Genomic DNA, 22,277 nt, shown 5'->3' on the forward strand with positions numbered 1-22,277 from the left:
AAGTCAGATGTTTATGTTATTAATTTTAGATGCGTTGTAGTTGTTTTTTTAATTAATTAACTTCCCGTTTTCATAATTTTCTTGTTTTGTTAATTTACCATTTTCATTAAAATATTTCCATTCTCCTATTTTTTTCATTTTTTTATAAGTACCAATTTTCATAGGTTTTCCATTAGCATAAAATTTTTGAAAATATCCATCAACAATTCCGTTATCATAGTTTGCTATTAAAATAATATTTCCATTTGGGTGATATTTAGTCAAGCTTTTATTTTTAAGGTTTTCTAATGGAAAGGTTGTTAATTTATACAAGTCGCCATTTTCTGTATATTCTTGAATAGTGAATTTTTCTAAACTCCTAAATTTTATTTTTTTAAGTATTTTAGTTGAATTGTATTCTCTTATAGTATCTCCAATATTTGGGATTACTTCTTTTTCAGCCCCATAAGTAATCGTTATTGCTTTTTGTTCTTGGCCAAAAGAGAATGCAGAACATAAGATTATCATTATTAATGCAATCGTTTTTCTCATTTTTTTTTATTTTAAGAGTTAGCTTCTGTATTTGTTGGTGACAACTTGCTATATATAAATATTATAAAACAGCTAAAAGTAAAATAAAAGAGTCCTATTTTGTTGTCAAAGAAATACGAAACTATAAAAGCTTGGAGTGCATAAAAAACAGGTAAAATAAACAAGTTATAGGTAAACCTAAAAGTATCTACAAAATCGATATCCGGATTTTTTTTCGCTTGCTTTTTATAAATTATATAATGAATCAAACTATTTAGGAGAATTAAATAGTACAACGGTTTTAAATAGTTTTTAGAGCCTTCTTTTTTAGGTGGAAATGTATTTGTCTTAATCATCTCTTGTACTTTTTTTACTTCTGTAAAATCTACTTGCGCATCATTTAGCTTCGTTAAAATAGTATCATAATTTTCATCTTTTTCTATATGAACAGAGAGTCCTTTTAATTGATTTACAACTTCGTTTTTTAAAATGTTAATAGATTTACTAGGGATATTGTTTGCGTAAATTTCACTAGCATTAATAGGTGCTCCATAATGCAGCGCTACTTTACAAGGAAAGTGAGATGCATTTTGATACGTAAGTCCAACAGGTACTACTTGTATCTGTAAATCAGGATATTTTTCAATAGCTCCATATACAATTCTAGTAAAACCTTTACTTAAAGGTCTTACGGTTCTGTCTCTACAATCGCTACCTTCTGGGAAAATCATTAAAGATTTTCCTCTATTAAAAATGTCATAACATTTATTAAAAACTTCCTCGTTTTTTGCCAATTGATCGATGCCGTCTCGCATTCTATAAATGGCTATTAGATTTAAAGAATTTAGAATTTTTTCTATAATTGGGTTTTTAAAAGCAGCCGCTTTTACTAAAAAATAACTAGCTCTTGGGTTATTAGTAGTTACAATTAAAGGATCTATCAATCCGTTTGGGTGGTTTATAGCAAAAAGTACAGCTCCTTTTTTTGGTACGTTTTTTAAACCCACTACTTTTATTTCTTTTGTGTAAAAAAAGAGTCCGAGTTTAACGTACAAACGCACTAAACGAAACCATATTTGTGAAATTTCCATATAATTTTAATAATTATTTTAAAGATGATTTTCTGCCCCAATAAGTCGCTAATGCCATGCCAGAAAAGACATCCCAAACTCCCCAAAAAGCAGCCAATAAAGCCATTCCTCCTAAACCTTCAAAGAAACCAAAAATTAGTAACAAACCTAAGCCTCCATTTTGGATACCAGTTTCCATAGCGATTGTTTTACAATCTTTTTTATTCAATTTAAAACTTTTTGCGGTATAAAACCCTAAAATGTAGGCAAAAATATTATGAAAAATAACTAAGAATAACACATGGTGAATATGGTGTATAAAGACGTCTAAATTCTGAGAAAAAGCAATAAAAATTAAAGCGATAAAAACCAACATAGATAATGGTTTTAGAACTTTTTCAATTTTTTGAGCCATTTCAGAGTGGTAGTATTTAATAACCATTCCAAGAATTAAAGGGATTCCTAAAATTATAGAAACGAGTTTAAATAAATCATACGGATTTAAAGAAACTGTTTTTAAAATTATATTGGTTGGTTCATATAAACTTCCCCAAAACTGTAAATTAAGAGGCGTCATTATAATACAAATTAAGGTTGCAAAAGCTGTTAAACTTACAGATAAAGCTGCATTTCCTCCAGCCATTTTACTGAAAAAGTTTGAAACATTTCCACCAGGACACGCGGCAATCATCATCATCCCTAATGCAAAACTAGGATGCGGTTTTAGTATTAAAATAATTAAAAATGTTGCTGCAGGTAATAAAATAAATTGCGATAAAACACCTACAAAAACGATTTTAGGATTTTTAAAAAGCCTTTTAAAGTCTTTTACTGAAATACCCAAAGCAACGCCAAACATAATAATGGCAATGGCTATGTTTAAAACCCATAAACCACTCTCATCAAAGTTTATTTTAATATCGTCTATATCTATGTTGTTTTGCATTTATTTAAATTAGTTTCAAATTTTCTTGTTTTCTTGGTTCTTGGTTCAAAAAAATCTTGTTTTAAATTTTATTTTTTTCTAGCAAAGTTGCAAAGCTAAAAGTTTTTTATTTTTGCTAACTGCTAACTGCTAACTGCTAACTGCTAACTGCTAACTGCTAACTGCTAACTGCTAACTGCTAACTGCTAACTGCTAACTGCTAACTGCTAACTGCTAATTGCTAACTGCTAACTGCTAACTTAATTCTTAAAAGCAAACTCAATAATGTTCGCCCCCATTTTTAAAGCAGTTTCTCTTACACTTTTTGGGTTATTGTGTATAATTTCATCTTCCCAACCATCGCTTAAATCTGTTTCATAATCGTAAAAAACAACCAACCTTCCTTCGTAAAACAAACCAAAACCTTGGGCAGGTTTTTTATTGTGTTCATGAATTTTTGGAATCCCGTTAGGGAATTTAAAAGTCTGATTAAAAATTGGATGATTGGTCGGGATTTCTTTAAACTCTAAATTCGGAAAAACTTTCTTTAATTCTCTTCGTATAAATTCATCTAATCCGTAATTGTCTGAAATATGTAAAAAGCCCCCAGAAATTAAGTAATTTCTTAAGTTATTTGTATCGTCTTCAGAAAATAATACATTTCCATGTCCCGTCATAAATATGATAGGGTAGTTAAAAAGATCTTCACTATCAATATTTACGGCTTGTGGATCTTTAGAAATATTGGTTCCAATATTTTTGTTTGCAAAGTGTACTAAATTAGGAATTGCTGTTGGGTTTGCGTACCAATCTCCACCTCCATTGTATTTTAAAATGGCAACATCCTGTGCATTTGTAGAGAAGATAAGGAAAATTAATACTAGAACTAAAGTTTGCTTCATCAATTATTTTAGTGAGAATTGAAAGCAATATAGTAAAAATTACTGATTGATAAACGAAATGGTATTTACAGCTACTAATGCAGCAGTTTCTGTACGCAATCTACTTTCTCCTAAAGATATAGGAATCATATTTTTTGCCAAACATTTTTTAATTTCATCACTAGAAAAATCGCCTTCAGGACCAATTAAAATGGTCGTTTTTTCTGAAGGTTTTATTACGGATTGTAATAAGTTTTTTTCTTTTTGATCTTCGCAGTGTGCAATACAAACGTTACCTTTAAAATCTTGTTTTATAAAATCATTCAATTTTACTGGTTCATTCAATTTAGGAAGCGTGAATTTTAAAGATTGCTTCATGGCAGACTGAATAATTTTTTCGAAACGTTCTAGCTTTACAACTCTACGTTCTGAATTAGAACAAATAATTGGTGTAATCTCATCGATACCAATTTCTGTTGCTTTTTCTAAAAACCATTCAATTCTGTCATTTAATTTGGTAGGAGCAATGGCAATATGGAGGTAATAATTCCATGGTTTAGGTTTTTCTTCAAAACCAATAACTTCTGCCAAACATTTTTTGTCGCTTGCAAGTATAATTTTTACATCAAACAAAAAGCCTTTACCGTTTGTAATTTTAAGAATGTCATTTTCTTTTTTACGTAAAACACGTACAATATGTTTACTCTCAATTTTATCGAATGTGAGTTGCGTGGTTTCTGTAGAAATTTCAGAATTATAAAATAATTGCATTTTTTAAATTAGTTTCAAGGTTCTTTTTTCTCGCAAAGACGCAAAGTTTTTTAATTTTGCTTTTGCTTTACTGAATACTCTTTCGATATGTTTTTCGTCTTTTATGCGTTACAGGATCAAAGTTTTCCCATAATTTTTTAATAGCTTCATTGTCTTCTAACTCGGGAGTTCTAATACAATTTTCGATGCCTAGAGGCGCAAAAGTTTTTGTGTATTGATCAAATATAATGGCGTGTACACCTTTATTTTGATAATCTGGATGCACACCAATTAAATAAAATGTAACATCTTTAGAGTGCTTTCTTGCTTTTAACAAGTGAAACAATCCGAATGGAAATAACTTTCCGTTTGCTTTTTGTAAAGCTTCCGAGAAAGAGGGCATTACAATGGCAAAAGCTACTAATTTATTATTTTCATCAACCACAAATTTTATATATTCTGGATTGATAAAGCTGATGTATTTCTTCTTGAAAAAAGCAATTTGAGAATCAGAAATTGGCACAAAAGAAGACAGTTTAGAGTAGGAAGCACTAAAAACCTCAAACATTTCATCTACGTAAGGTAAAATGTCTTTTGTCTTTGTAAAATCTAAGGCTTTTAATTTAAAACGTCTTTTTAAAATGTTACTTATTCTATCAAAATAAACACCATCAACATTTTTAAATTTGAATTTATTTTCTAAATATTCTTTCTCTTTTACAAAACCTAATTGCTCTAAATGGTCTTTATAGTAAGGATGATTGTACCAGGTAATCATGGTACCAATATGGTCGAAACCTTCTGTTAAAACACCCGTTTTATCTAGGTTGTTAAAACCTATTGGTCCTTCTATATATTCTAAGTTGTTTTCTAATCCTATTTCTCTAACTTTCTCCAATAGAGCCTTACTTACTTCAATATCATCAATAACATCAAACCAGCCAAAACGCATTTTTTTAATTTGTTGTTTTTCAACCTCAAACCAATTGATTATTGCAATAACTCTTCCTACAATTTTGCCATCTCTTAAAGCAACAAAGAACTGCGCATCTGCATTTTCAAAAACAGGGTTTTTTGCTGGATCAAAATTGTCTATTTCATCTTTAATAATAGGAGGAACCCAATATTTATGGTCTTTATATAACGAAAAAGGAAATGTTACAAATTGTTTCATTTCCTTTTTGGTGGTCATTTTTTTAATTGTAATCATATTACAAAAATAGTATTTCTAATGGTTATTTTAATCTTCTTCTACTTCTTTCTCAAGCTCTTTAATTTCTCTTTCTAATTTTTCTATATCTGTTTCTTCTTTTGCTTTTTTCTTACCAAACAAACCTAAGAAACCTCCTTTTTTCTCTTTTGTAGAAGTCCTTTTTCTACTTCTTTTTCTAACTGATTTTTTCTTGTCTTTTTTCTTGAAAACACTAAATATTCTAGAGAAAAAACCGTTTTGTTTTTTATTGTACCTACTAATTGGCGTGTCTTTAATCACTTGACCGCTATCGTCTAAATCTGTATAAGAATCAGAATGAGTATCTATTCTATAAGAGATACCAAAACCTCCGTAAAAACCTTGTGATTCTCCTTCTTTTAGAAATCTTGCTGAGGTATTTAGTTGAAAATCTTCATTAATAAGATAGGCTAATCCTGCTCCTATGTTTAAATTATTTTGTTCTTTTTTAAAAATTGCTTGGTGTTCTATAAAACCAGACCAATTGTAGTTTAGATTCTGTGTTGCAGTAATGATATATGAAAGTTCAAAGAAGTCGGTTCCTATTTTATCGTAATATCCATTGTAAACGATATTAAATCGATCTGTAATATTTTGCTGTAATAAAACGCCTAATTTGGGTGAAATGCTTTCTGTTTTATATAGATCATCTACAACATCTGTATTTACACCCAAGTAAAAAGCAACAGAAGGAATTAATCGCTTTTTATCAAAAGCATGCCTTTTTCTCCAACTTCTAACTTCTTTTGTTTTATCAGTATATTCTGGTTGAAATAACAAGTATTTTGCACCGATTGTAAATTTACTTAACCCAGAATTTGAATATTGCGATGTGAAAACATTATGAAATGTTACTTCGTCTTTTTGATAGGTTAACTGCGCATTTAATTCTAGTTTTTCAAGAAAAAAACTTGTTCTAAAAAGTAAATCTGCTCCAAAAGATTCTGGTATAGAAAAAGTAGGCTCTATACTGGTGTTTTTGTAGAAAACATTTGTCTCAAATTGATATACGCCAGTACCAACACTGTAAGGACTTTCTGAAAAACCAGGTTTGTTAGAGTTTATTACATCGGTGTATTGTGCTTGTGTAGAGCTGCTTATAAATACGATGAGGGTAATAAAAAATTTCAGGAAAAGGTTTTTCATAAATTAAGATAATATATTATTGGCAGTAACTACCTATTACACAAACATAGTATAAAAATGCTATTTTATAAAAGCAAACGATACTTTTTTGAGTTTAAGAAAGTTTTATAGTTTGTAAACGCTCCAATTGTATTCAAATTGTTATTTTTGATTGATTTTTTTATAAATAAATATTTGAATGGGATTATTAAGAACCATAGCTATTATTGTTTTTTGCTATTATGCGTTTAAGTTTTTAGCAAAATTATTCGCACCTTTTTTAATTAAAAAGGCTGCTGAAACAATTAAGAAGAAAGCAGAACAGCAATACGGTGGCGGACAACAACAAGAACCGCAAAAAAATACTGTGCCAGAAGGGAAAACAGTAATCGATAAAACTCCAGGGAATCAACAGCAAAGTAAAAATTCTGTTGGTGAATATGTGGATTTTGAGGAAATAGATTAATTTATGAAGTTTACTAAAATTTTACCATACATCGGTGCTGTTGCAATTTTTGCTTTGGTATCAATTATCTATTTTCATCCTGTTTTAAAAGGTGAGAAGCTAAACCAATCTGATATTACTCAGTTTACCGGAATGGTAAAAGAGATTAATGATTTTAGAGCAGATAAAAACACAGAGCCTTATTGGACAGGTGCTTCTTTTAGTGGAATGCCGGCGTACCAAGTAAGTGCTTATTATCCGAATGATTTTGTAAGGGTATTAGACAGAACTTTACGCTTTTTGCCAAGACCTGCAGATTATACTTTCTTATATTTTTTAAGCTTCTTTGTTTTAATGATGGCTTTGAAAGTAAATTGGAGGTTGGCTATTTTTGGGGCGCTCGCCTTTGGGTTTTCAACCTATTTAATCATTATTTTTGGAGCAGGACATAATGCAAAAGCACATGCAATTGCTTATATGCCATTGATATTAGCTGGATTGTTATGGGTTTTTCAGAAACGATATATTCTTGGTTTTATGGTAACTGGAGTCGCAATGGCTTTAGAAATTTATACAAACCATCCTCAGATGACGTATTACCTAGGTTTTGCTTTAATTATTCTAGGAATTGTAGAGTTTATCCATGCTATTAAAGAAAAAATTATTCCGACTTTTATAAAACAAGTAGCTATAATTTTTGCAGCAGTTTTATTAGGTATTGGAGCAAATGCACCTCGTTTAATGGCTATGAAAGAATATGCAGATCATAGTACAAGAGGGAAATCTGAATTGACTATTACACCAGATGGGAGTAAAAAAGAAGCTACAAAAGGCTTAGATAAAGCCTATATTACAGAATATAGTTACGCAAAATTAGAGACTTTTAATTTATTCATTCCTCGTTTTATGGGCGGAGGAACCATAGAAAAATTAGGTAAAGATTCTAATTTTTATCAAATTTTAGAAGAAAAAGCAGGAAGAAGTGCTGCAAAAGAATATTCTGAACAAGCGCTTACCTATTGGGGAGATCAAAATATTGTAGAAGCACCTGCTTATATTGGTGCTGTAATTTTCTTTCTATTTTTCTTAGGGATATTTTTGGTAAAAGGACGCTTGAAACAATGGTTGGTTACTGCAACCGTTTTTTCAATTTTAATGAGTTGGGGGAGAAACTTTGATGTTTTAACCAATTTCTTTATTGATTATTTTCCGTTGTACAATAAATTTAGAGCTGTTTCCTCGATACAAGTAATTGCAGAACTATGTGTGCCTATTTTAGGGATACTAGGATTAAAAGAATTCTTTTCGTCTAAGATTTCTTCGGATGAAAAACTAGATGGATTAAAAAAAGCAGTCTATGCTTTTGGAGGATTAATTATCTTAGGTTTTTTATTAGCACACGGATTTTCAACTTTTGAAGGAATAAGAGATGCACAATACAATCAGTTACCGGGTTTAGCAGATGCAATTATTTCTGATAGAAAATCGATGTTATTAGCAGATACATTACGTTCTTTATTTTTAATGATACTTTCTGCGGGTGTTTTATGGTTGTTGTTAAAGGATAAATTAAAACAAGGTGTTGCTATTTTATCGTTAACTGTTTTTTTATTATTCGATTTAATTTCTGTGGATAAAAAGTATGTAAATGAAGATGATTTTGAATCTGCAAGAAAAATTGAGAAACCATTTATAGCATCAACAGCAGATAAAATTATTTTACAAGATAAAAGTCATTATAGAGTTGGTAACTTCACTGTAAACCCAATGAATGATGGTAGTACATCTTACTTTCATCAATCTATTGGAGGGTATCATGCAGCAAAATTAGGTCGTTATCAAGAGTTATTTGATTTTCAAATTGCCAAAAATAACATGCAAGTTTTAAACATGTTAAATACTAAATATTTTATTATTGGTAATGATAAAGGAGAGAAGCAATCGCAATTAAACCCAGATGCTAACGGAAATGCTTGGTTTGTAGAACGTGTAAAAATTGTAGATTCAGCGAATGAAGAAATTCAAGCTTTAGATTCTTTAAATACAAAGAAGGTGGCTGTTTTCTATAACGATGAAGACAATCAATCTACTTTTCCTAGAGAAATTGATAGTACTGCCAAAATAGAACTTTTAAATTACGATGTAACAACGTTAACATATCAAGCTAAAACATTGAAAGATCAGTTTGCTGTTTTTTCTGAAATCTATTATAAAGATGGTTGGAACGCTTATGTTGATGGAAAATTAACGCTGCATGTGCGTGTTAATTATGTGTTACGTGGAATGACAATTCCTGCAGGAGAGCATACGATCGAATTTAAGTTTGAACCTAAAGTAATTCAGCAAGGAAAAATTATTTCATTAGCTTCTTATGCATTGTTAATTTTAATAACAGCTGGTTGGTTTTTTTACAAAAAGAAGAAAGAAAAATAATGAAAATAGGGATGATTTTAGATGCTCCTTTTCCGCCTGATCCAAGGGTAGAAAACGAAGCCGTTTCTTTGGTGAAAGCAGGTCATGATGTTTTTCTGTTCTGCTTAAAATATGCTGAAGAAAAATCGTCTGAAGTTATAAACGGAATTCAGGTTAAAAGATTTACATCAAATAAACTAGAATATAAATTATCAGCTTTAGCGTATACCGTTCCTCTTTATGGCATTTTGATGAAAAAAAAGATTCATCAATTTATAGAAGAAACAAAAATTGATGCGTTACATATACATGACATTAGAATTGCAGAAGCTGTTTTTAATGCAAATAAATCTTTCAATTTACCGGTAGTTTTAGACTTGCATGATAATATGCCAGAAGTGATGAAATTATATCCGCACCTGCAGAAATTTCCAGGAAAGTATATTATTTCACCATCAAAATGGAAAAAGAAAGAAAAAGAATTTATAAAAAAAGCAGATAAAGTAATTTCGGTTTCTCCTGAATTTTTAGAGAATCTAGTAGAAAGAATCCCCTCTGTTAAAGAAAAGTTAGTTTTAGTTCCGAATACCATTAGAGAATCGTTTTATACAGATTATAAAGTTGATAAAACGATTGTAGCTAGGTACAAAGACAATTTTGTACTCTTGTATTTAGGAGATACTCATTTAAGAAGAGGCCTGCAAACGGCTATTGAGTCTCTAACTTCATTAAAAGAAACCATCCCAAATATTAAGTTGGTTATTGTAGGCAGAAATACTACAGATGTTGTTTTAAAACAACAAGTAGCTGACTTAAAATTAGAAGAATTTGTTGATTTTGAAGGTTGGCAAAATGTAGCTTTATTTCAATCTTATATTTTGTCTAGTGCCATTTGTATTTCGCCTTTGCATAGAAATCTACAACATGATGTTGCTTATGCAAATAAGATTTTTCAATATATGAGTTTGGCAAAACCACTTTTAGTGAGTGATGCTACGGCTCAAAAAAGAGTTGTAGAGAATAATAAAACAGGTTTAATTCATAAAGACAGAGATGTTAAAGATTTTTCTGATAAAATTATAACGCTCTATAAGGATGAGAAGTTAAGAAATGAGTTAGGACAAAACGGAAAAGAGTTTATAGAAAATGAATTCTCTTGGGAGCAGACTTCTAAAAAACTGCTACATTTATACAATAATCTACCATCTTGAAAGTATTAATAATTACATATTATTGGCCGCCTGCAGGAGGTTCTGGAGTGCAACGTTGGTTGAAATTTGTAAAATATTTACAAGAATTTGGCATTGAACCTGTTGTATATACAGTCGATGATGTGAATTATCCGAAGGAAGATAACACCTTAATTAATGAAGTCCCGAAAAATATAGAAGTTTTAAAAAAAGCTATTTGGGAACCTACAGATATCCTTTTTTGGAAAAAGAATACACCTCAGAAAAGTGGAATTTCCAATGCAAGTACCGGAGGCGTTTTATCATTCATAAGAGGGAATTTTTTTATTCCGGATCCTAAAGTGTTTTGGGTAAACTCTTCTGTAAAATACTTGCAAAAGTATTTAGACGCTAACAAGATTGATGCAATTATTTCTACTGGTCCGCCACATAGCATGCATTTAATTGCTCAGAAATTACACGAACAAAATAATGTTAAATGGCTTGCAGATTTTAGAGACCCTTGGTCAGATTTGTATTACAATAAAGATTTTAAGCAATTGTCTTTTGCGAAAAATCGAAATAAAAAATTAGAAGAAAAAGTTTTAAAAAATGCAGATTGCGTATTAACGGTTAGTAATGCTTTAAAAACCGAATTTGCTAAAAAAGCAGGTAGGGTAGAAGTGATTACCAATGGTTTTGATGATGAAGTTTTAACCAATAGCATAAGTGCTTTGGATACAGAGTTTTCTATTTCTTATATAGGATTGTTGCCAAAACAAAGCAATCCTAAGGTGTTATTTAACGTTTTAAAAGAACTTTGCTTACGAGATGAAGGTTTTAAGGAGGATTTAAAATTAAATTTTATTGGAGATATTTCTAATGAAGTAAAAGAAGATATTTCTCAAAATAACTTAACTGAGAATTCTAATTTTGTTGGATATGTTGCGCATGAAAAAGCAATAGCATACCAGCAGAAAGCTCAGGTTTTGTTGTTATTAATTCCGAATGTAGAAAAGTCAAAAGGAATTTTAACAGGGAAGTTATTTGAATATCTAACTGCTAAAAGACCTATTTTAGCGATTGGACCAGAAGATGGAGATTTATCTGAAATAGTGAAAGAAACCAATGCTGGTGTTGTGGTTGATTTTGATAATGGAAAAAAATTATCATTAGAAATATTAAAATTATATCATCAATATAAAAAAGGTTCTTTAGAAGTGAATTCTAAAAATATTGAGAGATTTCATAGAAAAGAACTGACCAAAGACCTTGCATTGCTTCTTAAAAGTTTACATTCGTAGCCATGGGAGTTGTATTTAAACAGTCTTTAAAAAACACACTTTTTATTTATCTTGGTTTCGCCTTTGGCGGAATAAATACGTTGTTTTTATATACTCGTTTTTTAGAAGATGAATATTATGGTTTGGTAACTTTTCTATTATCTACTTCTAATTTGTTAATGCCTTTAATTGCGTTAGGAATCCATCATACAATTGTAAAGTTTTATTCTAGCTATTTTACAAAAGAAGAGAGGGATAGTTTCTTATCGTCGGTACTTTTTTTACCACTATTCATTGCAATTCCTATAGCTTATTTTGGAAACTTATTCTATCAAGAAATAGGGGATTATTTATCCGTTGAAAATCCTATTATAAAAGATTATACTGTTGTTATTTACCTAGTAGCAGTTGCTTGTTCTTATTTTGAGATTTTTTATTCTTGGGCTAAAGTTCAATTTCAATCTGTTTTTGGTAATATTTTAAAGGAGCTGTATAACCGTGTAATGGTAATGATTTTGTTATTTGCAGTTTACTTTGAGTTGATAACAAAGCACGAGTTTATTTACTTCTTAACAGGGGCTTATTTTCTAAGAACGCTTATCATGATGTTTTATGCATTTAATTTATATACGCCAAAATTCACCTTTTCTAGACCAGATAATTTTAAGGAAGTAATTCGTTTTTCTGGGTATATTATTTTAGCAGGAAGTGCAGGAGCCATTATTTTAGATATTGATAAATTTATGATACCTGGTAAGGAGTCTTTGGTAATTGCAGCTTATTATTCTGTTGCCGTTTTTATTGGTTCTTTTATAGAAGCACCAAGTAGGGCAATGTTAAACATTTTACAGCCTTTAACATCTAAAACATTAAATGAAGAGAACCATAAAGAAGTTGCTTCATTATATAAAAAGAGTTCTATTAACCTTTTATTAATTAGCGGCCTTTTCTTTGTTTTAATAAATGCAAACGTTGGTCAATTATTTAATTTACTTCCTAAAGAATATGGAGGTGGTGCATTGGTGGTTCTTATGATTTCTGTACTGAAGCTATATAATGGTTTCTTAGGGAACAATGGAGCTATCATAAACAATTCTAAGTTTTATAAAATAACATTACCCATTAGTATTTCTATGGCATTATCGGTTTATCTTTTAAATAAACTTTTTTATTATGAATTAGATATGGGAACAGATGGCTTAGCGTTGGCAACTTTAATAGTAATCTTTTTAGCAAATACGTTTAAGTTATTTTTTGTAAAAAGTAAGTTTTCTATGACACCTTTTACAGACAAGTCGTTAAAAATGATTGTAATAATTACTGTTCTTTATTTAGCTTTTAATTTTTGGGATTTTACTATAAGTGACATTTATTTATGGAAGTTTCCTGTGCACCCTATTATAAATATTGCTTTAAAAAGTATTTTAATTACGGTTGTATATATACTTTTAGTACTTAAACTTAATATTTCTAATGAGTTTGATATACTCTTAAAAAAATACTACAAATAACAATCTATATAATCTGTTATCATATGAAATAAGAGTGCTATACAGAGTATTCTCGTTTTCTTAAAAACCAAACCTACTGCATAAAAGCCAATAGCTATGTAAGAATGCAATGGATGAAAGTTGATACTGCATCTATTCTCTTTAAAAATAGGAGTGGCTAATAAATGATCTAAATCGACCAACATAGAACACAAAAAGATTAAGTAAACCTTTTTCCAATTATCTTTAAAAAATAAATAGGCTATAAGTGCAGGTATTATAAAATGTAGTGAATAGTGTATTATAAATTTTGACATAAAAAAAGGTTTACTCTTTTTACAAAATAAACCTTTTTTTTAGGGGTAGTAATTCTTTGGGGGAGCTTAGAATTCTTACACTGCTAAATTAGATATAATTTGTTTATTAATTCTTTACCTATGTTAATAGATTTATTTTGAATATATTTTTTTTCTAATTCGACTTAATTGCACAGCAGAAATATTTAAATATGATGCTATGTGGTATTGTGGTATAATGTTTTCTATATTAGGTATCTCTTTTTTTAATGCTTTATACCTTTCTGTTGCATCTAAAACGGATAAATTATATATTTTTTTTTCAAATAATAAAAAAATGCTTTCCAAAGCGTTTGCATACATAACAGCAATGTCATTATCAACTAAAGCAAGTTCTTTCAATTTTTTATAATTTATAACAAATAATTCACAATCAGTTAAACATTGATAGGTTAACAAAGAGTTTTTATTAGAAACTAAAGCTCCAAATGAACCTGTAGAACTAAAAGGTACAAATAGACTTCTTATGTATTCTTTTCCGTTTTTATCCTCATAGTAAGATCTAACAATTCCTTTTTTTAAAATATATAAATCCGTAGGTTTATCTCCAGTTTTAGTTAAAACATCTTTATTATTAAATTTTTTCAACTCTGTAAGCTCTAAAAATTTTTGATAAGATTCAGGAGGTAATTTGTGGAAATTATTAATAAAAAAGGATAAAACATTCATTAAAGAAGCGTTTTAGTTAATAAGTTTAAATTTAATGCAATTAATTATAAATAGCTAATGGCATTTGGTCCTTCCATGAAGATTAAGTCTAAAATTGATAAATTAGGAATAAATCCATGTTTATCATCAAACATTTGAATGTAAGAATCGGGTGTTTTTTTTGGTTGATTTTTTACATTTACAAGTTCTCTAAAATCAGGTTCTGTAGTTTCTACAAGGTATTCTTTTGTTTTAGAATATTGTTGAGAAATTTGTAATGCATCTGTAATAAACAAATGTGTGTCTATATTTACGTCTTGTAAAAATGTATATTTTTTATGAAATATTTTTAATAAATCATCTTCATAAAACTCGTAAAAAGGAGAGGTTCTATATGCTGTCTGTAAAGATTTTAAATGATGGTCTTGCCAAAGAGCATCATTATCTACCAGTAAATCTTTTGTTTTTTTACGCTGAGAAGTACCTTTATTTTTATCCTTAACAGGGATGTTTAATAACTGTTTTCCGTTAGAGTTAAAGATGTAACATCTGTTTCTATAGCTTTGTTTTTGGAAGTTGTCTTCCATTTCAAAAACAACAGCATCAGATTTTACAATCTCTGTATACTGAGAAATTGGGCCAAAATATGTAGGTATAAATAGAGACATTTTCTATTGGTTTTTAGATGCTTTTTTTTGTCGAAATCTGTTGTTATTACAAACAGCTATTTAAAACTGAATACTATTTCTTAGCTTTTTTTCCTCTGTAAAAACTATATCCAAAATATAAACCAATTAATGCAAATACAAAATATCTATAAGAAACAGGCTCTCCGTCTCCATGCACAGTTGTAAACATTCTATCCCAACGAATAGATTTTATTTTCTCACCAAAAGATGCCGCATTTGCATCCCAACTAAACCAAACCATTACGGGTTTCCCTAATACATGATCGAAAGGAGTGTAGCCATAATAACGTGCATCTAAAGAGTTGTGTCTGTTATCTCCCATCATCCAATAATAATCTTGTTTAAAGGTATAGGAATCTGCTTTTTTACCATTAATAAAAATATTATCTCCAACAATTTGTAAATCGTTGTTTTCATAATTTTTAATAATTTGCTCGTAATATGGTAAAGATTTGGCATTAATTTTTACAGTTGCTCCAGCTTTAGGAATGTAAATTGGTCCCATATTATCTTGACTCCATTGGTTTTCTTTTATATGAGGAAAAATACCAACATCAGCTCTATAATTAACCTTTTTTACAGATACTGTAGAGGGGTGTTTTTTAAGTTGATTAAATTCGTCTTCGGTTAAATTAATATTTATCTTGTTAGCTACATTCGTCATTTTTAAACGACTTGCTAAATCTTGAGAAACACCACCTGCAACTTCTGTATATAAAGAATCTGAACCTATTTTAGATAAGTTAGCACTCTTTTCAAAAGCTTCTTGAACCTTTGGATTGTTCCAATATTCATTTAAAATTTTATAAACTCCTGTTCTTTCTTTATTGATTAAAAACTGCGGAAAATTGTTTCTATCTATTGCAGACTTCGCTTCGTAAGTATAATAAAATTGAATTTTTGCTCTGTACGGTAATTTGTTTTTTTGTCCGTTTATATAAACGTAACCATCTTTAATTTCTAAAGAATCTCCTGCTATACCAACACTTCGTTTTACGTAGTTGGTTTTTTTATCTACCGGTTTGTAGGTGAATTTTCCAGAAGTATCTCCCCACATAGTTGCCAATGTATCTGCAGGCCAATTGAAACAAACAATATCGTTGTTTTTAATTTTCTGTAAACCAGGTAAACGTGTATATGGTAATTGTGGACTTTTTAAGTAAGAAGCAGTTCCTGTAAATGGTAAAGAATCATGTACCATTGGTGCTGCAATTACTGTAGATGGAACTCTAGCTCCGTAATGAAATTTACTTACAAAAAGATAATCTCCTACCAATAAAGATTTTTCTAAAGAAGAAGTTGGTATGGTAAAAGGTTGCATAAAATAGGTATGTACCAAAGTTGCCGCAATAATTGCAAAAGCAATAGAACTAACCCATTCACCTAGTTCAGAGCGTGGTTTTAAGCTTCTTTCTGCATTGTACTTTGCATCTGTTGCATAATTGATGTAAAAAATATACAAACCTAAAGTAACAATAACTAAAAACGAATCTAATTTTTTATAGAAACCAAAAGTTCTAATAGTTTCAATCCAAATAACAGGAAACATTAATAAGTTTACAATCGGAATAAATAATAAAATGATCCACCATTTAGGTCTCTTTATAATTTGCATTAAAATAATTCCGTTATAGATAGGCACTGCAGCTTTCCAAGCTTTTCTACCAGCTTTAACATATAATTTCCAAGTACCTAAAAAATGAATTACTTGTATTGCTAAAAAAAATATAAACCACTCTAAATAAGTCATAATTGTACTATTTGATTTCTGTTCGAGCGCAGTCGAGAACTTAATGTTTTATACTAAAAATATAAACCTCTCAACTGCGCTCGAGAGGATAAATGATACGTTTATTAGTAGCTTTATTATTAGTTTGTTACAGGGTTTAACCTATGTTTAACACATCTTTCATAGAGAAAACTCCTTGTTTCCCTACAATCCATTCAGCTGCAACAACGGCACCTAAAGCAAAACCTTTTCTACTGTGTGCTGTGTGTTTTATTTCTATAGAATCTACTTCAGAATCGTACCAAACGGTGTGTGTTCCTGGAACTTCAGGAATTCTTTTTGCAACAATAGGAATATTTTCTTCGGATGTTTTTTCATCCAACTCCCAATTGTTTTTAGAAGAATTTTCTATAATTCCCTCTGCCAACGTAATGGCTGTTCCACTTGGAGCATCTAATTTTTTTGTATGATGAATTTCTTCCATAGAGATATTGTAATCCTCTAAAGAACTCATCATTTTTGCCAATTGCTTATTCAATTCAAAGAAGATATTTACTCCTAAACTAAAATTGGAAGCATAAATAAACGCGCTGTTTTTTTCTTTACAAAGAGCTACTGCATCCTCATATTTGTCTAACCATCCTGTTGTTCCAGAAATTACAGGAACGTTGTTATTAATACAGTTGGTAATATTATTATAAGCAGAAGAAGGTACGCTAAAATCAATGGCAACGTCAGCTAACGTAATGTCAATAACGTCATCTACGTCTTTTTTTATTACGATTTCATGTCCACGAGATAAAGCAATTTTTTCAATTTCTTTCCCCATTCTTCCATATCCTAATAGTGCAATCTTCATTTTAAAAATTATATTTAATTGTTAGACCTACTTTTGGAGCTTCAAAATAAGTAGGATCGTTAATAAAAGTAGGTTTAAATGATAAATCATCATCGGTATTAAATTGTAATAAATGTGCATTTACACTTGCTTCTACAATCTGTAAAACGTACAAAATAGCAGTGGTTAATAGAGACATGTCTCTATTTTCGCTTAACTGTTCTTGTGCTCTTTCTAGTGTTTCAAGAGAAAGAATCTCCACACCATCTACCGTAAATTCGTCTACTAAATTATTCTTTCTAAGTTTGTAGGCAGTTCTGTATCTATGGTATTCTTTATTATTGTCTAAATAATAGTAAATACTAGTACCCATAGCACCCCAAACAATGGGTGCTTTCCAATATTTCTTATTGTAAATTTGTCCCATTCCAGGAAATATAGCAGAATAAAATGCTGCTTTAGAAGGAGCTAAAGGATCGTAAACACCACCTTTTTCAATTTTAATATCTCCTTTTATTTTTAAATCTTTCACATTCACAGAATCTTTCTGCCCAAAAATAGATGCAGAAAAGAATGCAAGGAATAAAACAAATATGGTATTTTTAATAAACACTTATTTTAATAAGTTTTTTATTCGATTAAAATCTTCTTCAGAATGAAAAGGAATCGAAATTTTTCCTTTACCATTGTTACCAACAGTAACGTCTATTTTATGACCAAAGTATTCACTAATATCTTTAACACTACTTTTAATGAAACTTGGTACTGGTTTTTTCTTTGGTTTTGCAATGGTACCAGATTTTAAGCTTTTTACTAAATCTTCTGTTTGTCTTACAGATAATTTATCTCTTAAAATTTTCTCGTAAATAGCTAATTGATCTTCTGTATTTTCTACATTAATCATAGCACGACCATGCCCCATAGAAATAAAACCGTCTCGCATACCTGTTTGTAAAATTGGATCTAACTTTAACAAACGTAAGTAATTGGTTACTGTAGATCGTTTTTTACCAACTCTTGTACTTAATTCTTCTTGCGTTAATTGAATTTCATCTATTAAACGTTGGTAAGATAAAGCAACTTCTATTGGGTCTAAATTTTTACGCTGAATATTTTCTACCAAGGCCATTTCTAGCATTTCTTGGTCGTTGGCAAGTCTTATATATGCCGGTACTGTTTTGTTTCCAATTAATTTTGATGCTCTAAAACGACGCTCACCAGAAACCAATTGAAACTTATTTCCTTCTAGTTTTCTAACTGTGATTGGCTGAATTACACCTAATTCTTTTATAGAACTTGCTAATTCTCTTAATGCTTCTTCATCAAAATAAGTTCTAGGTTGAAAAGGATTTACATCAATTAAATCTAATTCTATTTCAATAATACTTCCAACAAGTTTGTCTGCATTTTTATCTGATGCAGAAATTACATTAGAAGATTCTTGCAATAAAGCTGATAATCCTCGTCCTAAAGCTTGTTTTTTGGTTGCTTTTGCCATTTTACGAATTCTTTTTTAATAATTCTTGCGCCAAATTTAAGTAATTTACAGCACCTTTACTGGTTGCATCGTATGCAATAATGCTTTCTCCGTAACTTGGTGCTTCTCCTAAACGTGTATTTCTTCTAATTATAGTATCAAAAACCATACTAGAAAAATGTTTTCTAACTTCATCAACTACTTGATTAGAAAGGCGTAAACGAGAATCGAACATGGTTAAAAGTAAGCCTTCTATATCTAAGTCAGAATTATGAATATTCTGTACACTTTTAATGGTATTTAATAATTTCCCTAGCCCTTCTAAGGCAAAATATTCACACTGAATAGGAATTATTACAGAATCTGCAGCTACTAAAGAGTTTAACGTAATTAAACCTAATGACGGAGCACAATCTATTAAAATATAATCGTAATCGTCTTTTAGATCGACTAACGCTTTTTTTAACATATACTCTCTATCTTCCTTATCTACCAATTCTATTTCAATAGCTACTAAATCTATATGTGCAGGTATAATATCTACATTTGGAGACTCGGTTTTAACAATCGCATCTTTTGCATCAATGGAATGTTCTAAAACTTGATAGGTTCCATATTCTACAGTTTCAACATCAATACCTAAACCAGACGAAGCGTTTGCTTGCGGATCTGCATCAATCAACAAAACTTTTTTCTCTAAAACACCTAAAGAAGCAGCTAAATTTATGCTTGTAGTTGTTTTACCAACACCACCTTTTTGATTTGCAATAGCAATTATTTTACCCATTATAAAAGTTTAGTTTATAGGTAGTAAAATTACGTTTTTTTCTGTCTTTAGAAAATGAAAGATGTTAACAAAAAGATAAAAATGTAATCTACTGTATTTTAGTGTTTTGAGTTTGTTTTTGTTGACTTTTTAAACAAATTTAAGTAAAAAAAAACCGAAGCATAAACTTCGGTTTCTAACAGGTAATATTGTACTATTTCTTTGGAATGTTCTTTAAAATTTCAATTAAAAATTTCCAGAATTTTTGTGTTGATGAAATAGATGCTTTTTCGTCTGGAGAGTGCGCTCCTCTAATAGTTGGTCCAAAAGAAACCATATCCATTTCTGGGTAATTCTGACCTAAGATTCCACATTCTAAACCAGCGTGACAAGCTGCTACATCTGCTTTCTCACCATGTAAAGTTTCATATAAATTAGAAACTACGTCTAAAATTGCTGAGTTTACATTCGGTTGCCATCCTGGGTATTCACCAGATAAATCTACATCAAAACCAGATAATTCAAAAGCAGATTTTAAAGAATTTGCTAAATCTAATTTATTACTTTCTGATGAAGATCGTGTTAAACATCCAATTTTTATGCTTCCATCTTTTACAATTACTCGAGCAATATTATTAGAGGTTTCTACCAATCCTTTAATATCCGGACTCATTCTATAGACTCCGTTATGAGCAGCGTAAATAGACTTTAATAAACCTTCCTGAACGCCTAATTCCATGACTTTATTTGGAAGTGTAGATTCTTGAATATCAACTGTTAAGTTGGGTTCTATTGTTGAAAACTCTTCTTTTATATTGTTGATAAGTAAATTGGTTTCTAAAAGAAAAGCTTCTTTAGAAATGATGTCTACAGTTACAATTGCAGTACTTTCTCTAGGAATTGCGTTACGTAAACTACCTCCATTTATTTCAGAAATTTGTAAACCAAAATTGGTGAAACCATCGAATAATAAACGGTTCATAATTTTGTTTGCGTTTCCTAATTCTTTAATAATATCCATTCCAGAATGTCCACCATTTAAACCTTTTACAGTAATTGAATAAGCGGTAGCATTTTCAGAAACATCTTCTTCAGCATAACTTCTTGTAGCAGTAACATCTACGCCACCGGCGCAGCCCATGCCAATTTCATCATCTTCTTCTGTGTCTAAATTTAAAAGAATTTCTCCTTCTAAAATCCCGCCTTCAAGTCCCATTGCACCAGTCATACCAGTTTCTTCATCAATCGTAAAAAGTGCTTCTAGGTTTGGGTGTTCAATATCATCAGAAGAAAAAATAGCCATAATAGCGGCAACTCCTAAACCGTTATCTGCACCTAATGTTGTTCCGTCTGCAGTAACCCAATCACCTTCAATTAGCATTTTAATACCTTCCTTATCAAAATCGAAAACAGTAGCTGAGTTTTTTTGATGAACCATATCTAAATGGCTCTGTAAAACAACAGTTTTTCTATCTTCTAAACCTTTTGTAGCTGGTTTTTTAATAATGACATTTCCAACTTTATCTACAAAAGTTTCTAAGTTTAATTTTTTACCAAAATCTACCATGAACTGAATTACACGTTCTTCTTTTTTAGAAGGACGAGGCACTGCATTTAAATCTGCAAAGTGATTCCAAACAATTTTAGGTTCTAAATTTCTTACTGCTTTACTCATTTTCTTGATTTTTATTATGAATTTTTAAAGGCATTTAAAGTCTTTAAAAAGTTTAATTCTAGCTAGTAAATTTACAATATTTCTACTACAGTTTCTGTTAAGTCTTTTCTAACTTTTGTTAAATCTTTCATGTAGCAATCGTCGGCTCTAAAACCAACAGGAAGTACTAATACTGATTGTAAATTTTGAGCAGTTAAATTAAGAATTTCGTCGTATTTATTAGGGATAAAGCCTTCCATTGGGCAGGCATCTATTCTTTCTACGGCACAAACTGTCATTAGATTACCAAGTGCAATATATGCTTGGTTTTTATTCCATACGGTTAATTCTTCTTGTGTTTTTTTTTCAATATCTGCAGTTAGAAATTCTTTAAAAGGTTTTATAATTTCATTAGGAGTCTTTCTAATTTTTTGGACCAATGTAAAGTAGTTTTCTACTTCTACACTTGTATAGTTTTTAGGAATGCAAATAACCAAAACATGAGAAGCATCTAATATTTGTGCTTGGTTCCAAGAATGTGAAACTAGTTCTTTTTGAACTTCTTTATTTTTAATTACAATCAACTTTAAAGGCTGCAGTCCGTATGAACTTGCTGTTAAGTTAAAAGCTTCTTTTAAGGTGTTTATTTGAACTTCTGAAAGTTGCTTTTCTGAATCAAACTTTTTAACGGCATAACGCCATTTTAAACTATCTATAATATTCATTTATCTTAATTAGGCTGCAAAAATAAGTCATTATTTTTGATGAATTCTGTTCATGTGATTATAAATATTGATAAAGGTATAAATGATTTTTTGTATCTTGATAG

The 22,277-nt window shown here is 30.0% G+C and carries 22 protein-coding genes; 5 read left to right on the top strand and 17 right to left on the bottom strand.

Features of this window, described 5'->3' with window-relative positions; genetic code table 11:
- Positions 1 to 48: 48 nt before the first annotated feature.
- The 7 genes from H0I29_RS11510 to H0I29_RS11540 form a co-directional block, all read right to left on the bottom strand.
- Positions 49 to 531, bottom strand: a complete 483-nt coding sequence (locus tag H0I29_RS11510) for a toxin-antitoxin system YwqK family antitoxin (RefSeq protein WP_218732874.1) — start codon at positions 529 to 531, stop codon at positions 49 to 51.
- Positions 532 to 542: 11 nt separating this feature from the next.
- Complete coding sequence (locus H0I29_RS11515; protein WP_218752440.1) at positions 543 to 1,601, bottom strand: 1-acyl-sn-glycerol-3-phosphate acyltransferase; 1,059 nt, start codon at positions 1,599 to 1,601, stop codon at positions 543 to 545.
- Positions 1,602 to 1,614: 13 nt separating this feature from the next.
- A complete protein-coding gene (locus H0I29_RS11520) occupies positions 1,615 to 2,526 on the bottom strand; it encodes a bile acid:sodium symporter family protein (RefSeq protein ID WP_218752441.1) in 912 nt (303 codons plus the stop codon).
- Between the two features lie 239 nt (positions 2,527 to 2,765).
- The gene (locus tag H0I29_RS11525; protein WP_218752442.1) at positions 2,766 to 3,407 is read right to left on the bottom strand and encodes a DUF4159 domain-containing protein; all 642 of its coding nucleotides are present in this window, start codon (positions 3,405 to 3,407) and stop codon (positions 2,766 to 2,768) included.
- A 39-nt stretch (positions 3,408 to 3,446) separates the two neighbouring features.
- The gene (locus H0I29_RS11530; protein ID WP_218752443.1) at positions 3,447 to 4,157 is read right to left on the bottom strand and encodes a 16S rRNA (uracil(1498)-N(3))-methyltransferase; all 711 of its coding nucleotides are present in this window, start codon (positions 4,155 to 4,157) and stop codon (positions 3,447 to 3,449) included.
- A 67-nt stretch (positions 4,158 to 4,224) separates the two neighbouring features.
- Positions 4,225 to 5,346, bottom strand: a complete 1,122-nt coding sequence (locus H0I29_RS11535; protein WP_218752444.1) for a GTP cyclohydrolase — start codon at positions 5,344 to 5,346, stop codon at positions 4,225 to 4,227.
- Between the two features lie 30 nt (positions 5,347 to 5,376).
- Positions 5,377 to 6,513 (bottom strand): transporter, encoded by a 1,137-nt coding sequence (locus tag H0I29_RS11540; RefSeq protein WP_218752445.1) that lies wholly within the window; start codon positions 6,511 to 6,513, stop codon positions 5,377 to 5,379.
- 178 nt (positions 6,514 to 6,691) lie between these two features.
- Here H0I29_RS11540 and H0I29_RS11545 point away from each other — a divergent pair, with 178 nt between their 5' ends.
- The 5 genes from H0I29_RS11545 to H0I29_RS11565 are packed head-to-tail and all read left to right on the top strand — an operon-like array spanning position 6,692 to position 13,312.
- The gene (locus H0I29_RS11545) at positions 6,692 to 6,958 is read left to right on the top strand and encodes a DUF4834 family protein (protein ID WP_165732817.1); all 267 of its coding nucleotides are present in this window, start codon (positions 6,692 to 6,694) and stop codon (positions 6,956 to 6,958) included.
- 3 nt (positions 6,959 to 6,961) lie between these two features.
- A complete protein-coding gene (locus H0I29_RS11550; protein WP_218752446.1) occupies positions 6,962 to 9,370 on the top strand; it encodes a YfhO family protein in 2,409 nt (802 codons plus the stop codon).
- Positions 9,370 to 10,560, top strand: coding sequence for a glycosyltransferase family 4 protein (locus H0I29_RS11555; protein WP_218752448.1), 1,191 nt, complete (start codon positions 9,370 to 9,372; stop codon positions 10,558 to 10,560). Before H0I29_RS11550 ends, H0I29_RS11555 begins: the two co-directional genes overlap by 1 nt.
- A complete protein-coding gene (locus H0I29_RS11560; protein ID WP_218752450.1) occupies positions 10,557 to 11,822 on the top strand; it encodes a glycosyltransferase family 4 protein in 1,266 nt (421 codons plus the stop codon). Before H0I29_RS11555 ends, H0I29_RS11560 begins: the two co-directional genes overlap by 4 nt.
- A 2-nt stretch (positions 11,823 to 11,824) precedes the next feature.
- Positions 11,825 to 13,312: a lipopolysaccharide biosynthesis protein gene (locus H0I29_RS11565; protein ID WP_218752452.1), complete on the top strand. Its 1,488-nt coding sequence runs from the start codon at positions 11,825 to 11,827 to the stop codon at positions 13,310 to 13,312.
- Here H0I29_RS11565 and H0I29_RS11570 read toward each other — a convergent pair.
- From H0I29_RS11570 to H0I29_RS11615, 10 genes are all read right to left on the bottom strand, one after another.
- Entirely contained in the window at positions 13,303 to 13,608 is a 306-nt protein-coding gene (locus tag H0I29_RS11570; RefSeq protein ID WP_218752453.1) for a DUF6122 family protein, read from the bottom strand. The two genes, H0I29_RS11565 and H0I29_RS11570, sit on opposite strands and share 10 nt — an antisense overlap.
- Before the next feature lie 132 nt (positions 13,609 to 13,740).
- Positions 13,741 to 14,316 (bottom strand): Crp/Fnr family transcriptional regulator, encoded by a 576-nt coding sequence (locus H0I29_RS11575; protein ID WP_218752454.1) that lies wholly within the window; start codon positions 14,314 to 14,316, stop codon positions 13,741 to 13,743.
- A gap of 44 nt (positions 14,317 to 14,360) precedes the next feature.
- Positions 14,361 to 14,963, bottom strand: a complete 603-nt coding sequence (locus tag H0I29_RS11580; RefSeq protein ID WP_218752455.1) for a WbqC family protein — start codon at positions 14,961 to 14,963, stop codon at positions 14,361 to 14,363.
- 73 nt (positions 14,964 to 15,036) lie between these two features.
- Positions 15,037 to 16,734, bottom strand: a complete 1,698-nt coding sequence (lepB, locus tag H0I29_RS11585) for a signal peptidase I (protein ID WP_218752456.1) — start codon at positions 16,732 to 16,734, stop codon at positions 15,037 to 15,039.
- 136 nt (positions 16,735 to 16,870) lie between these two features.
- Positions 16,871 to 17,572, bottom strand: a complete 702-nt coding sequence (gene dapB / locus H0I29_RS11590; protein ID WP_218732887.1) for a 4-hydroxy-tetrahydrodipicolinate reductase — start codon at positions 17,570 to 17,572, stop codon at positions 16,871 to 16,873.
- 1 nt (position 17,573) lies between these two features.
- Entirely contained in the window at positions 17,574 to 18,164 is a 591-nt protein-coding gene (locus H0I29_RS11595; RefSeq protein WP_218732888.1) for a DUF5683 domain-containing protein, read from the bottom strand.
- A complete protein-coding gene (locus H0I29_RS11600; RefSeq protein ID WP_208888696.1) occupies positions 18,165 to 19,049 on the bottom strand; it encodes a ParB/RepB/Spo0J family partition protein in 885 nt (294 codons plus the stop codon).
- Position 19,050: 1 nt separating this feature from the next.
- Complete coding sequence (locus H0I29_RS11605; RefSeq protein WP_165732805.1) at positions 19,051 to 19,815, bottom strand: ParA family protein; 765 nt, start codon at positions 19,813 to 19,815, stop codon at positions 19,051 to 19,053.
- Positions 19,816 to 20,008: 193 nt separating this feature from the next.
- Positions 20,009 to 21,469, bottom strand: a complete 1,461-nt coding sequence (locus H0I29_RS11610) for an aminoacyl-histidine dipeptidase (RefSeq protein ID WP_218752457.1) — start codon at positions 21,467 to 21,469, stop codon at positions 20,009 to 20,011.
- Positions 21,470 to 21,540: 71 nt separating this feature from the next.
- Complete coding sequence (locus H0I29_RS11615) at positions 21,541 to 22,173, bottom strand: NAD(P)H-dependent oxidoreductase (RefSeq protein ID WP_218732890.1); 633 nt, start codon at positions 22,171 to 22,173, stop codon at positions 21,541 to 21,543.
- Between the last annotated feature and the right edge of the window lie 104 nt (positions 22,174 to 22,277).

It is taken from the genome of Polaribacter sp. R2A056_3_33, from assembly GCF_019278485.1.
GTDB lineage: Bacteria > Bacteroidota > Bacteroidia > Flavobacteriales > Flavobacteriaceae > Polaribacter.